12 protein-coding genes and 2 tRNA genes are annotated in these 13,846 nt (G+C 60.5%); 8 read left to right on the forward strand and 6 right to left on the reverse strand.

The genetic code is table 11. From position 1 onward, the window contains the following. Window positions 1–35: 35 nt before the first annotated feature. Window positions 36–677, reverse strand: coding sequence for a nucleoside triphosphate hydrolase (locus FHW37_RS12405; protein ID WP_145638004.1), 642 nt, complete (start codon window positions 675–677; stop codon window positions 36–38). Between the two features lie 97 nt (window positions 678–774). Beyond that, a complete protein-coding gene (locus FHW37_RS12410; RefSeq protein ID WP_432442848.1) occupies window positions 775–1,461 on the reverse strand; it encodes a phosphatase PAP2 family protein in 687 nt (228 codons plus the stop codon). A gap of 217 nt (window positions 1,462–1,678) precedes the next feature. On the opposite strand from FHW37_RS12410, the gene FHW37_RS12415 reads away from it, so the two are divergent. After that, complete coding sequence (locus FHW37_RS12415) at window positions 1,679–3,079, forward strand: sensor histidine kinase (protein ID WP_246690749.1); 1,401 nt, start codon at window positions 1,679–1,681, stop codon at window positions 3,077–3,079. Then, entirely contained in the window at window positions 3,076–3,735 is a 660-nt protein-coding gene (locus FHW37_RS12420) for a response regulator (protein WP_145636697.1), read from the forward strand. Before FHW37_RS12415 ends, FHW37_RS12420 begins: the two co-directional genes overlap by 4 nt. Here FHW37_RS12420 and FHW37_RS12425 read toward each other — a convergent pair. After that, window positions 3,725–4,378 (reverse strand): hypothetical protein, encoded by a 654-nt coding sequence (locus FHW37_RS12425; protein WP_145636700.1) that lies wholly within the window; start codon window positions 4,376–4,378, stop codon window positions 3,725–3,727. The two genes, FHW37_RS12420 and FHW37_RS12425, sit on opposite strands and share 11 nt — an antisense overlap. 328 nt (window positions 4,379–4,706) lie before the next feature. Here FHW37_RS12425 and FHW37_RS12430 point away from each other — a divergent pair, with 328 nt between their 5' ends. The 4 genes from FHW37_RS12430 to FHW37_RS12445 all read left to right on the forward strand — a co-directional run bounded on the left by FHW37_RS12430 (window position 4,707) and on the right by FHW37_RS12445 (window position 8,975). Continuing rightward, window positions 4,707–5,105, forward strand: coding sequence for a DUF1236 domain-containing protein (locus tag FHW37_RS12430; protein WP_145636703.1), 399 nt, complete (start codon window positions 4,707–4,709; stop codon window positions 5,103–5,105). Between the two features lie 221 nt (window positions 5,106–5,326). Further along, window positions 5,327–6,523, forward strand: a complete 1,197-nt coding sequence (locus FHW37_RS12435) for an HlyD family secretion protein (protein ID WP_246690750.1) — start codon at window positions 5,327–5,329, stop codon at window positions 6,521–6,523. Window positions 6,524–6,546: 23 nt separating this feature from the next. Next, entirely contained in the window at window positions 6,547–8,157 is a 1,611-nt protein-coding gene (locus FHW37_RS12440) for a DHA2 family efflux MFS transporter permease subunit (RefSeq protein ID WP_145636705.1), read from the forward strand. Window positions 8,158–8,315: 158 nt separating this feature from the next. Beyond that, window positions 8,316–8,975, forward strand: coding sequence for a peroxiredoxin (locus FHW37_RS12445; protein WP_145636708.1), 660 nt, complete (start codon window positions 8,316–8,318; stop codon window positions 8,973–8,975). Between the two features lie 62 nt (window positions 8,976–9,037). On the opposite strand, the gene FHW37_RS12450 is transcribed toward FHW37_RS12445, so the two are convergent. After that, complete coding sequence (locus FHW37_RS12450) at window positions 9,038–9,928, reverse strand: glycoside hydrolase family 25 protein (RefSeq protein WP_145636711.1); 891 nt, start codon at window positions 9,926–9,928, stop codon at window positions 9,038–9,040. A gap of 119 nt (window positions 9,929–10,047) precedes the next feature. On the opposite strand from FHW37_RS12450, the gene FHW37_RS33545 reads away from it, so the two are divergent. Continuing rightward, a tRNA-Cys gene (locus FHW37_RS33545) sits at window positions 10,048–10,122 on the forward strand. Between the two features lie 84 nt (window positions 10,123–10,206). Continuing rightward, window positions 10,207–10,282: transfer RNA gene (locus tag FHW37_RS33550), tRNA-Thr, on the forward strand. 108 nt (window positions 10,283–10,390) lie between these two features. Here FHW37_RS33550 and FHW37_RS12455 read toward each other — a convergent pair. Beyond that, on the reverse strand, window positions 10,391–11,461 hold the full coding sequence (locus FHW37_RS12455; protein WP_145636714.1) for a siderophore-interacting protein: 1,071 nt from the start codon (window positions 11,459–11,461) through the stop codon (window positions 10,391–10,393). Between the two features lie 86 nt (window positions 11,462–11,547). Then, window positions 11,548–13,713 (reverse strand): TonB-dependent siderophore receptor, encoded by a 2,166-nt coding sequence (locus FHW37_RS12460; protein WP_246690751.1) that lies wholly within the window; start codon window positions 13,711–13,713, stop codon window positions 11,548–11,550. Window positions 13,714–13,846: the final 133 nt, after the last annotated feature.

The following is a 13,846-nucleotide window of genomic DNA, read 5'->3' on the forward strand; positions in this document are numbered from 1 at the left end:
GACAGCACGGCCTGCTGTCGAAACGACGTTTCCGGTTATTCGGAAGCCGGCTCCAGATCGCAGCTTTCCAGCACCAGATCGGCCCCTGACGAGCGCTCCAGCACGAGGCGCACGTTCGGCAGATCGTTGCCATACATTTTGGCATCGAGCGCCTCGCCGGAAAGCCCGTAATAATGCCAGCGTGCGAGCAGCCGCTTTTCGAGTTCCTCGATCGGCGGCGCGAGCATTACGGCGAAATCGAAATAGGGACGCAACCGCTGCCACCCGCCCTCCCCGAGAAGCAGATAATTGCCTTCGACGATGATGAACCGATGATCGGGAGAGACGACACGGGCGGCGGCAATCGCCAGTTCCCGCGACCGGTCGAACACCGGCACCAGCACCTCTTCCTCGCCCGCCTTAACAGCCTTCAGGACATCGGCAAAACCGCGCAGGTCGAAGGTTTGCGGCGCACCCTTGCGTGCCAAAAGTCCCCGGTCTTGCAGCAGACCGTTATCCATGTGAAAACCGTCCATCGGCAGCACTTCGGCAGTCTCGCCGCGTTCGGAAAGCCGCAGCGCGAGCCTCTCCGCAAGCGTCGACTTTCCTGAACCCGGTGGCCCGGCAATGGCAATCATAGACCGCCCAGCACGCATGCTGCGGCCGAGGATGACATCGCAAAGCTCATCGATAGTCATATGCGTCAATCGAATTCCACCCTTCCTGACGCGGCCGCCTGTCGGCGGCCGATCCTCCATCTCCGACACAATCTGTAACCCTGCCGCTCGGCCAGGGTCAATGCGCGGCGGGTGCTTCGACAGGATCCGGGCGTGACGAGATGAAGCGTCGGGCCACGATCCAGCAGGCAACCGCCCATGTCGCGCCGGCACACCAGCCACCAAGCACGTCGGTCGGATAATGGACGCCCAGATAGATGCGGCTCATGCCGATCATCAGCGTCAGGAGAATGCCCGCCGCAATGAGGAAAATCCGCGTCGAACGATATTGCTCGGCGCGGGACAGCAGCGCTCCAAGCGTCATATAGGTGACGGCCGAGAGCATGGCATGGCCGCTCGGGAAACTGAGATCGTGCACTTCCACCAGATGCGGCACGATATCCGGCCGTGGCCGCGCAACGCCGAGCTTCAAAAGCGAGCTCACAAGCCAGCCGCCGATGATGGAGAACAACATGAAGACGGCGATGGCTCGCTGCCGTGCCAGGAGCAGGTAGATCGTCGCCAGCACGGTCATCAGCGACAGGACCGTCACGCCACCGAGCGCCGTGATATCACCCACCGCATGGGTCAGCCAGTTCGGGCCGATCGGCACCGCAAGATCACCCGCCTTGCGCAGGGAGAGAAGGATCATCTCGTCGAACGAATGCATGCCGCCATCGAGCACGAGCCCTGTCAGGCTGGCGAACAGGAAAAGCCCGCCGGCCAGCGAGGCAAACAGCAGAAGCCCGATCGGCTCGAACGTCATGAAACGTTCCACAATGCGCCGTCTTATGCGGTGAATGACCATCCGATCTCCCTTGAAACATTCAGGTGGCAAGCAATGTGGGGGTAGAGCCGCGCGCATCAAGGGGCAAGCGTCAAACGACCGCGGCCGGCGATTGCGGATTTATTCGCTGCCGCCGCCACATTGACGCGTCAGATTGCCGCCATAGGTATGCATCCATCAACCAACGCGGTGACCTTTGCTGACAACAGGAATTCTACAACGCTGGAACAGGCAATCCCTGGCGCGGCAATTCCTGCTTGCCGGCGGGGTGATTTCGGTCATCGCCATGATACTGGTCGGCGCACTGGTGACGAGCCTGATCGAGGCGATCGTCATCCGCAACTCTGCTGCGACGACGGCGCTTTACGTCGACAGCATCATCGCGCCCATCCTGCCGGATCTGAAAACAAGCGAGACACTGGATGACGTGACGACACGCGTCCTCGACGAGACCTTCGGCCAGGGCGCGCTTGGCGGCCGCGTCATCTCTTTCCGCCTCTGGCGGCGCGACGGCACGATCCTCTATTCCACGGAAGACGGGATGCGCGGCAAGAGGTTCGATCCGAGCGAAGACCTGAAATCGGCTTTCGCCGGCCGCATGGTCGCGCAATTCGAGCGGGTCGACGATCCGGAAAGCCCGCGGGAACGGGCGCTCGGCAAGCCGCTGCTCGAAATCTACAATCCGGTCCTTCAGCCCTGGTCGGGTGAGGTCGTGGCAGTCTCGGAATTTTACGAGGTTGCGGACGATTTCCAGAACAGTCTCTCGCAAGCGCGGCTGCAGAGCTGGCTGGCGGTTGCCGGCGTCACGCTCTCCTTCTTCCTGCTACTGTCGACCATCGTCTTTCGCGGTAGCCGTACGATCGAGAGCCAGCAGCGGACGCTGACCCAGCGCGTCGCCGAGCTTTCGGATCTATTGAGCCAGAACAAGGCCCTGCACGCACGGGCGCAGCGGGCATCGCAAAGGGCGACGGCGCTGAACGAAAGTTATCTGCGCAGGCTCGGCGCCGACCTGCATGACGGGCCGGCGCAGCTCGTCGCCTATGCCGCATTGCGCATGGACAGTGAGCTTCTCGTCGATCCGAAAGCGTCGCGGCGATCGCGAGACACCGAGATCTCGGCCATCCGGTCTCGCCTGCAGGAGGCGATGGATGAGATCCGCAACATCTGCACCGGCCTCGTCCTGCCGCAGATCGAAAGCGCCGAGGTTTCCGACGTCCTGCAGCGGGTGGTGAATGCCCATCGCCAGCGCACCGGCGCCGATGTGACCCTGTCGACGGCCATCCCCGTGCGGCCGCTGTCACCTTCGGCAAAAATCTGCATCTACCGCTTTGTCCAGGAAGCCCTGAACAATGGCTACCGCCACGGCGGCGGAACCAGCCAATCGGTCCGGCAGGATTATGATAACGGCAATATCACCGTTGAAGTGAGCGACGAAGGCGCTGGTTTCGATCCTGCCAATGTCCGTCCAGGCGCTCTCGGCCTGAGCGGCCTGCGCGAACGCGTCGAAAGCCTTGGCGGAACCTTCAACCTCGACACGTCTTGTCACGGCACGACGGTAAAGATGTCCCTGAACGTCCATGAAATGGAGCATGCATGATGGCAGCGATAAGAGTAGCGGTCGTCGACGACCACCCCCTGTTTCGCGAGGGCGTCATCCGCAGCCTCGGCGAAATCGACGGGTTCGATATCGTCGCGGAAGGCGGCTCGACCGACGAAGCCCTTAGGATTGTCGACCAGATCTGCCCGGACGTCATGCTGATGGATATTTCCATGCCCGGCAACGGTCTGGAAGCTGTCGCCGGCGCTCTGGAAGCCTGCCCGGATCTGAAGATCATCATGCTGACCGTCTCCGAGGCAAACGACGATATCGCTGGCGCCCTCAAGCTCGGCGCTCGCGGTTATGTCCTGAAAGGCGTCGGAAGCCGCGCCCTTGCCGATATCATCCGCACGGTCTCGGGTGGTGAAAGCTATCTGTCGCCGTCTCTTTCCGCCCGGCTTCTCGCCGGCCTGTCAAAGGAGCGCGAGGTTTCCGCCAAGCAGAACCTGATGGCCGAACTGACGGAGAGGGAACAGGAAGTGCTGAACCTCGTTGCATCCGGCCTCAGCAACAAACGCATCGCCCTTGAGCTCGACCTGCATGAGAAAACCGTCAAACACCACATGACGCGCATTCTCTCAAAACTGAAGGTCAGCAACAGGACGGAAGCAGCTCTTGCAATGCGTGATGCGACGGAAAGCCGGCTTATGGCCTGATCGTTTCCAGTCGGCGCAAGTCGGCACCGGTCGCCTGCCGGTTGACGATGGTGCGGGAGCGGGAATCCCGCATCTCGTAACGTCCGCCGACGATCTTTTCCGTCGTGCCGTTGGCATGCCGGACAGTGAGCGATCGGCCGGCCTGCAATTGCGATCCGCCTGGCGTATTTGCCGTCGCAGAGGGCATTGCCGTAGCGCCCGCTACTCCGTCGGCGCCAGACGTCGGATCGGAAACGGCGCGCCCGCCTACCCCCTTCGCATCATCGGCGCCGACAGCATCGCCTGAAGCATTTCCCCTGCTGTTCCTTCCCGTGCCCTGGCCTGATCCGCTATCGGCATCACTCGCCGCGCCGGCGCTGGAGCCGTCTTGGGATCCCTTGCCCGATGCGCTGCCTTCACCGGAATTTCCCCGACCGCCAGCGGAACTTGAATTTCCACCACCGTTTCCACTGTTGCCGTCCCCGCCTTTTCCGCTATTGCCGCCTCCATGCCCGGAACCTCCACCGGAACCGCCCTTATCGGCATGGGCCTCACTCCAGGCGGGCACGGCAAAACCTTTTGAAAAGTCGAGTCCGCTCGGCGCCAATGCGGCGGCAATCAATCCGCCTGCACACCACAAGATGAACTGCCGTCTTCCCGTCATGCTCCACCCCTTCGGCTGATGCGATCGACGATCGCGCCCCGGAGGCGCATCCATGGCCGGCTTTCGCCAGACGCCGAAATACGCTGGTGGGACAACAGGTAGCTGTTGCCCCGGTTCCCTTATTTGGGTGTTTGCAGGCGTTTCCCAAGAGTTTCCGGCCGTTGGTCCAAAATGCCATCAGCCTTTGGTCCGAAAATCACAGGGCATGAGGGCCCAGACGGGAACGTCCTCAGCGTCTCACCGATTATGACGCCATCTCCGCAGCGGCGCTCCCGACGCAACTGCCACGATCGGAGGAAACATCGTGAGAACCGAGAAAGGTAACATCATGAAAACGAAGATCATTATTCTCTCCACCCTGTTTGCCGCAGCCCTCGCTCCGGCCGCCATGGCGCAGCAGAGCACGGTCAACGGCGCGGCCGGCGGCGCAGTCACTGGTGCGATCGTCGGTGGTCCGGTCGGTGCTGCCGTCGGCGGTGTCGTCGGCGCGATCGCCGGTTCGGCCATCGATCCGCCGCCGCAGCGCGTCGTCACCTATGTCCAGGAACAGCCGATGCCGGCCCAGCCGGTGGTCGTTGAGGAACGGGTCGTGGTCGGCAAGCCGATCCCGCAGGCCGTCGTTCTGACGCCGGTGCCGGATTCGCCGCGCTACGCTTATGCCTATGTCAATCAGCAGCGCGTCATCGTCGATCCGCAGACCCGCACCGTCGTTCAGGTCATCAACTGACGAAACGGCGAGCCGGCCGATCAGTCGGTGGCAGGCAAGCGAATTTGAATGCACCCACCTTGCCCCGCGCGCGCTTTCGCCGCGGGGCAATTCATTCCGACAAGATCGGTCGGAAACGGCAATGCTAGCTTGATCGACACGAGTTCGAGACTTCCGAACCGGAACATAAGACTGGTCCGGGCGTTTCGAAAACTTCACCAGCCACGTCCAGAGGCCCTCCCGTGTCCCCAGCTTCCCGCGCCCTCCGTCATCCCGACGACGCTAAACCGACAGTTCCGGCAACCGATCCAGCCATCGAAACAGACATTGACACCGGCAAGGTAAAAGCCCAGCCGGATCAGGCACAGACACCGGAAGCGCCTGAAGACGCGGAAAAGAAACCCTCGATCATCCGCCGCCATCCGCTCTGGACACTGATCGTCCTCATTGCCGTGATTGCCATCGCGGTGGCCGGTTATTTCGTATGGCTGATCTATTACGAGCCCTATGAAACAACCGACGACGCCTTTGTCGACGCGCGCAGTTTCTCCGTCGCCGCAAAGGTCTCCGGTTATATCGAAGACATTCAGGCGACCGACAACCAGCATGTCGCGGCCGGCGATGTGATCGCAAAGATCGCGCCGCGCGATTACCAGATCGCGGTCGACCAGGCGAACGCCCAGGTGCAATCCGCAAAGGCTTCGATTGCCAATGCCGAAGCGCAGATCGAAGTCGCAGGCGCTTCCGTGGACGAAGCCCGTGCACAGCAGAACTCTTCGGCTGCGGCACTGCAATTTGCCCGTGACGAGGCAAACCGCCAGCGGCAGCTGCTTCAGGGCGGCGCAGGTAGCCTGCAGACCTCGCAGCAATCGGAATCGAACCTGCGTCAGGCCGATGCCGCCAATGCGCAGGCCCAGGCCAGCATAACCTCGGCCATGAAGAACAAGGCGGCCGCGGAGGCTCAGCGCAACAGTGCTCAAGCAAGCCTCAAGGAAGCGGAAGCGCAGAAGGAAACGGCCGAGCAGAACCTCAGCTACACGACCCTCACCGCCGCCCAGCCCGGCCGGATCGTCAAGCTCAGCGGTTCAAAGGGCCAGTTCGTGGAAGCCGGCCAGGCCGTCGCCATGTTCGTGCCGGACGATATCTGGGTGACCGCGAACTTCAAGGAAACCCAGCTCGCCGACATGCGGCCGGGCCAGACTGTCAATCTGACGATCGATGCCTATCCGGATCATCAGCTGACAGGCAAGATCGCCTCGGTACAACCGGGATCTGGAACCGCCTTCTCGCTTCTGCCGGCGGAAAATGCCACCGGCAATTACGTCAAGGTGACCCAGCGCGTGCCCGTCAAGATCACCGTCGATCACTGGCCGCAGGATGTCTCGATAGGACCCGGCATGTCCGTGCTTCCGACCGTCACCGTCCGCCCGCGGAACTGATCTGGACCTGATGAGGATCTGACATGGCAGACGCAGCTGCAATGGGCGGCTCCGGCGCAAGAAGCGCTGGCCGAACCACCAATCCATGGCTTGTGGCGGTCGTCGTTGCCGTCGCCGTCTTCATGGAAGTGCTCGACACGACAATCGCCAACGTCGCGCTGCGCTATATTTCCGGCGGGCTGGCGATCAGTTCGGACGAGGCCTCGTGGGTAGTCACGACCTATCTCGTTTCCAACGCCATCGTGCTGATCGCGTCGAGCTTCATCGCCCAGCGTTTTGGCCGCCGTCGTTTCTATCTCCTTTGCCTTGCGACCTTCACGCTGGCTTCGGTTGCGTGCGGCCTCGCCTGGAACCTGCCCTCGCTTCTTATCTTCCGCATGATCCAGGGTTTTGCCGGCGGCGGCATGGTGCCGGTCTCGCAGTCGATCCTGACGGACAGCTTTCCGCCGAACAAGCGCGGCCAGGCCTTTGCGATCTTCGGGGTGGCGGTTGTCGTGGCGCCGGTCATCGGCCCGACGCTCGGTGGCTATATCTCCGACAATTTCTCCTGGCACTGGTGTTTTCTGATCAATGGCCCGGTCGGCGCGATCGCCTTCACGCTTGTCTATTTCCTCGTTCAGGAATCCGACGAGGCCCGCAAGAAACGCGAGGACATGCGGAAAAAGAAGATCCGCTTCGATTTGATCGGCTTCCTGCTCGTCGCCACCTTTTTAGGCGCACTCGAGCTGATCCTCGACCGCGGCCAGACGGAAGACTGGTTCGATTCGAATTTTATCATCATCACCACGGTCATCTGCTTTGCCGCCTTCGTCGCTGCAATCCCATGGCTGATGACGGCGAAAAACCCGATCGTCGACGCAAGGCTGATCGCCACCCGGCAGTTCGGCTCCTGCATTCTCGTGATGCTCGCAACCGGTGCGATCCTCTACAGCACGACCCAGTTCGTACCGCAGGTTCTGCAGGAGAATTTCGGCTATACCGCCACCTGGTCGGGCCTGGCTCTTTCACCCGGCGGCCTGGTGACCATGGTGATGATGTTCACGGCCGGCAGGCTTTCCGGCCTCGTTCAGCCGAAATACCTGATCGCCATCGGAGCCGCGATCATCGCCTTCTCGATGTATGACATGACGCGGCTCAATCCGGATCTGAACTTCGGTTTCTTCGTCTGGTCACGCTGCATTCTTGGCCTCGGCCTGCCGCTGATCTTCATCCCGATCACGTCAGCCTCCTATGACGGACTGCGGCCCGACCAGACCGACCAGGCCTCCGCGCTGATCAATGCGGCGCGCAATACCGGCGGTTCGATCGGCGTGTCGATCGCCACCAACGTGCTGGCGCATCGCGAACAATGGCACCAGAGCCGGCTGGTCGAACATGTCGTTCCCTCCGACCCGGCCTATATCGAGACCATGCGCAACCTGCAGCATTTCTTCACCGAACGTGGAGCGACGATGGCGGATGCCCAGCAACAGGCTTTTGGCATGATCGGCCAGCAGGTGCAGGAACAGGCAAGTTACCTCGCCTATGTCGACGTCTTCTATACGCTCGCGATCATTTCGGCCTGCACCATTCCGCTCGCGCTGATCCTGCGCAAGATCGACCTGAATGGCGGCGGAGATGCCCCTGCCCATTAGGTGGGGATAAGAACTTTGCGAAACCCGCCTCCAGAGAAAAGAGTTTCGTTTCGATCGCCACCATTTTTGGAACAAATGATGTGGTGTTCGTGTCACGAGCCGCTAGTATCCTGCCCGAACAAGCGGTCGCCAGAAGACCACGTAAAGGGAGCCGACATATGAGCCTTCGTATCAACGACGTAGCACCGGATTTCACCGCCGACACCACCCAGGGTGAGCTGCATTTCCACGACTGGATCGGCGACGGCTGGGCCGTCCTCTTCTCGCACCCGAAGAACTTTACCCCGGTCTGCACGACCGAGCTCGGCACGATGGCCGGCCTCGAGGGCGAGTTCCGCAAGCGTGGCGTCAAGGTAATCGGCATTTCCGTCGATCCGGTTGAAAGCCATGCCAAGTGGAAGGCCGATATCAAGACCGCGACCGGTTTCGAGGTCGACTACCCGCTGATCGGCGACAAGGACCTCAATGTCGCCAAGCTTTATGACATGCTGCCCGCCGGCGCCGGCAATTCTTCCGAAGGCCGCACGCCTGCTGACAATGCCACCGTCCGTTCCGTCTACGTCATCGGCCCCGACAAGAAGATCAAGCTGATCCTCACCTACCCGATGACGACGGGCCGCAACTTTAACGAGATCCTGCGCGCAATCGACTCGATCCAGTTGACGGCCAAGCATCAGGTCGCAACGCCGGCCAACTGGCAGCAGGGCGATGACGTCATCATCACGGCTGCGGTCTCCAATGAGGATGCGATCACCCGCTTCGGTTCGTTCGATACGGTCCTGCCCTATCTGCGCAAGACGAAGCAGCCTTCGGCTTAAACCAAGCCATTTTCCGATCGAAAAATATCGCGCAGGCGCTCCGGCCCTGCGCGATATTCGTTTCAGAAGGGCTTGTAAGCTGTTTCGGAGAAAGCCATCAGGTCGAGATCCGGATGGTTGGAAGGCAAAAGCGTGCCCTGTGCCCAGACCTTCTTCAGCTCCTCGGTATCCATGGCAGCGACATTGACGTCGATATCCGTTGCCGTGCCGGGAACGCGATAGGGACATTTGCGCTGCGAACAGTTCGCCGCCGAGGAAAACTGCCAGAGGAAATAGCTCGACCAGCTGCCGATCGGAAACACGCCGGAAACATCCGGCCGGTAGCGCGCATACCAGATCGGCAGGCGTGAGAGCAGCGCGAAATCCAAGCTTCTGGCAGCGATATACCGGGCCACATTATGATTGGTGTAGAGGATCGGATAACGGCCGGTTCGCGCCTTGATATGCCGGACAAAGATCTCGGCATCCTCCAGCGACATGAATTTTTCGCCGAGGTCCTCGATATCGAGCACCATCAGGTCCTTGTCATCCGGCTCGGCATAATCCAGGAAATGATTGGCCTGATCGATCGGATTGCCCGGCCGCGCCAGATGATAGGCGCCCCAGAGCAGGCCGGCGGAACGGGCAACAAGTTTGCGCGTCTGGAAAAGCTCGCGGCTCACCGCATATTTGCGCCACATCGTCTTGCAATGCGCAACGCTGTCGCCCGCATGCGGCTCCTTGCAGGAATAGCTCTCGGGAAGACCGTCGGACGCCTTGTGGATGAAACCGGCAATCCTCTTGTCGGTCAGGAGCGCCTGCCAGTCGATCGCATTGAGCTCATAGGCATCGACCACGAGCGGCCGGCTCGGATCCTTCCAGGGCTGCGTTTCCGCCGCCTCTGCGGCTGGCCCGACAAGCATTGCCAGCATGACTGCCAGAAAATGCAGAAAGTGGGGCGCCGGTTTGCTCATTTTCCAAAAGTAAACAAACAGACTTAAACATGTATTAACTTAGGAGTGCGAGACAATACCCTGCACAGGCTCGCAAAATTAACAGTTTCTTTAGAAATCGATCACATATTGGTGACACTGAAGTGGTGCCAGAAACGTCTATGGTGCGGATTGCACGTCCGTGCATGCAGGTTCAAGTCCTGCCCACTTCTCCACTTTTCTCATCTTAACGTTACCGGATAACCATCCGCATCAGTTGTGGTTGTGCGCCCGGCTTTATGCTGGCAAGAGGGATGCACGCCCCTCGTAGCTCAATGCCAGAGCAGCTACCCCGTTTGTAGCCGATCCAGGTTCAATTCCTAGGCAGGGGCACCATTTCCTTAACAGCCTCAGGCCGCGCAGCCTTACGCCGAGCGCCAGACAACGCCGGCGCAACGCTTGCCGAAACCGCGATCCTGAAAATGTAAGACGGCGCTCTGCCGATCAGTGATGGTGATCGTTGTCGCGCTGCCAGTAGCCGACAATATACATCAGCTGCCGGTTATGGCTGCGCTTCTTCAGGAAGTCGCGAACCGGCCGCGCTTCCTTCTTCTCGCAACCGAGCCAGACATGCGTCTCCGGCGTGGCATCGAGGATGGCGGCCTTGACGACCGGCTCAAGCAGACCGCTCGTGCCCGGCGCCGCACCGTTGCGATGCAGCCACTGAAACTCGATCGAGGCAGCAGAGATAATCGGCAGCTCGCAGTCGGCGCTGTCGACTTCAAGAATGATCTTCATCCGCTTGTCGGCAGGTGCCTCGGCCGCGATACGGGAGATGACCGGCAAGGCCGTCTCGTCGCCGGCCAGAATGATATCGGTTGCGTCCGGAACGCCACCACCGCCCGGTCCCAGAATACCGGCAACATCGCCGACCTGAGCGGTGCGGCCGAATTCGGCGCCCGGCATTCCCTTGCCGTCGCTTTCATGCAGGACGAAATCGATATCCATCTCGCCGCGTTCGATATCGACGCTGCGGATCGTGTAGATGCGGATCGCCATACGGTCTTCCTGCCGGTACCAGCCGAGACGTCCGTCCGGCATGGTCAACGGCCAGACCGGCGCGCGACCCTTGACAGGGATCAGCAGGCGCACATGCATGTGCTCGCAGGCAAACCGGGCAACGTCGGCGCAGGCGACGGTCAGGCGGCGCATATGCGGCGTGATCTGGTTGACGGCGACAACGCGGACTTCGCTAAGATCCGGCAGCGGCGTTGCCGGCGCCTCATCTGCCCAGTTCAGTTCCAGCGGCTCCTCGCCGGCAAACATGAAGAGATGTTCGGCTATCGAGCTGCGCACCAGCTGCAGCATATGCGCCGAGGGGCAGGACAGATCGATCGACAGGCAACCGTTCTGCTTGCGGAAGCTCGCCTCGCCCGCCTCGCTCTCGAGCTTGACGTGGTCGCCCTCGCGCTTGACTTCGCTATGCTCCACGAAATGGCTGCAGATTTCGCAGAGCATGCGCTCCGCATCCACTGGAACAGCCTTGCCGGAAAGGGTGAACCTGTCGATCATCATTGAGTCGTTCCTTGCAACATTTTTGGTGCGGGCAAAAAGAAAGGCCCCGTAGGGCCTTCCTGCAAAACTTCACTCAGTTTGTCAACTTACCAAACCTTGCTCAGCTTGAGCGTGAAGGTACGAGCCTGGCCGTAACCGCAGAAATACTGGGTTGCGCAACCGGCGACAAAATCCTTGTCGAACAGGTTGGTGACGTTGAGCGACGCCTTCCAGTCGTTCTTCTCGTAGTGGATGCCGGCATCGAAGACCGTCGCATCGTCTACGCGCAGCGTGTTGGCATTGTCCGCCCAGGACTTGCCGCGATACCGCACGCCGGCACCGAGGCCGAGGCCTTCAAGCGCACCTTCGGTGACAGTGTAGTCCAGCCACAGGCCGGCCGTGGTCGCCGGAACGACGTAAGGCGTGTTGCCGACCATGTCCGGGCTGCCCGGATATTTGGTGAACTCGACATCCGTATAGGAGAACGAGCCGATCGCCTTCCAGTTCTGGTCGAGATTGACCTTGGCTTCCAGTTCGAAACCGCGCGAACGGACATTGCCGAGCTGCTGGTCGCCGATGCCGGGAACGCTGACGGTGTAATTGTCCTTGTCGATCTGGAAGAGCGACGCGGTCAGCATGCCGTCGAACCAGGTCGGTTCATACTTGACGCCGACTTCGTACTGTTCGCCTTCTTCCGGCTTCAGAGGACCATCGACGCTGGTGCCGACGAGCGGGCTGAAGAAGGTGGCAACGCTTGCATAGGGCGTCACACCGTTCTTGAACTCATAAGCGATACCGGCGCGACCGCTCCAGGCATGGTCGTCGGACGAGTAGTTCGTCATGACGCCGTTCAGGTCGTTGGCTTCGCTATGCAGATAGTCGTAACGGCCGTTGAAGGTCGCAATAAAACCGTCGCCGAAGCGGATCTGGTCCTGCGCATAGGCACCGACCTGGTTCATGGTGACGATCTGGTGCGAGCCGGGCGAAAGGACCGGATCGGGACCGTAAACCGGGTTCTGCGGATCGATCGAGGTCGGGAAGCCGGCATACTTGTCGGTATCGAGACGGTAGTAGCGATAATCGACGCCGAGCATGATCGTGTGGTTCGCACCGCCGATATCGAAATCGTTTTCGAGGCGGTTGTCCATGTTGAAGGCGTTTGCACGCGACGTGATGTCTTCCGCATAACGGCCGATCAGCGCATCCGTCTGGTCGAAGTCGAAGGCGTAGACGTAACGCTCGCGCTTGTAGAGGTTGGCGTAACGGGCGTTCTGGGTGAACTTCCAGCCACCTTCGAATTCGTGGTTGAACTCGTAGCCGACCATGGTCTGGTTGGCCTTGCCGATGTCGTAATCTTCGTTGCCGAGATACTGGTCACGGCCGATCTTGCCATAGACCGGGTTGGCGACAACAGTTCCCTCATAGGGAAGTAGGCCGTTCGTCGTATGCGTCTGGTCCAGACCGCTGACATAGGCATAGACGTTGAGGCTCGTCGCGTCGGTCGGCGCGAAGGTGATCTGCGGCATGATGAAACCGCGCAGGTCCTTCGTGTAATCGACATACCCATCGCCGCCGGCGACCTTGCCGGTCAGGCGATAGCTGACGACACCGTCCTCGCTGAACTTGTCGGAAATATCGAAGCCGCCGAAGGCATTGCCATCGCTGTTGATACCGGTCTCGGTATAGAAATACGGCTGGTCCGTCGGACGCTTGCGCTCAAGGTTGACCACACCGCCGGCGTTTGCACCGCCGACCAGAACCGATGCCGGACCTTTAAGGACTTCGATGCGCTCAAGCGCAAAGGCGTCGATCTGGAAATTGCCGTAGGCCGTGCTGGTGAAAGGCAGGTTGTCGAGGCTGAGACCCGTCTGGCTGGCATCGAAACCGCGGATGTAGAGCCAATCGGTATCCGGATCGGCGCCGTAAGGCTGGGTGAGAATGCCGGGCGTATAGGAAAGAGCTTCATCGACCTTGGTGATGACACCACGATCATCAAGCTCGTCACGGCCAATGACCGAAACGCTCTGAGGGATTTCGTTGATGGGGGTCGCCGTCTTGGAGCCGGTCGTGGTCTTCTTCGCGACATAACCCTTGATCGGGCCGGTGCCGGACTCGCCTTCGCCCTGAAGAACGATCGGCGCCAGCGTCGTGCCGCCGGCAGCCTGCGCATCGGCCTGCTGGGCCTGCGCATTAAAGGAAACGCACAGCGCGATCATTGCGGCGCTTGTCCCCAGTGCCGCCATTCTTGCGCGAATCATTGTCTTTTCACTCATCAATTTGCCCCACTCCGGCCTCACTTACGGCCAATTTAATAGCTGAGTGATTAACTCAATTTTCACGATTGCGCTTGCCCTGATCCAAGAGACTTGAACGGTTTTGGGCAAAGTTTGCGAAACTGGGCAAATC

Source organism: Neorhizobium alkalisoli (genome assembly GCF_007829835.1).
Lineage (GTDB): Bacteria > Pseudomonadota > Alphaproteobacteria > Rhizobiales > Rhizobiaceae > Neorhizobium.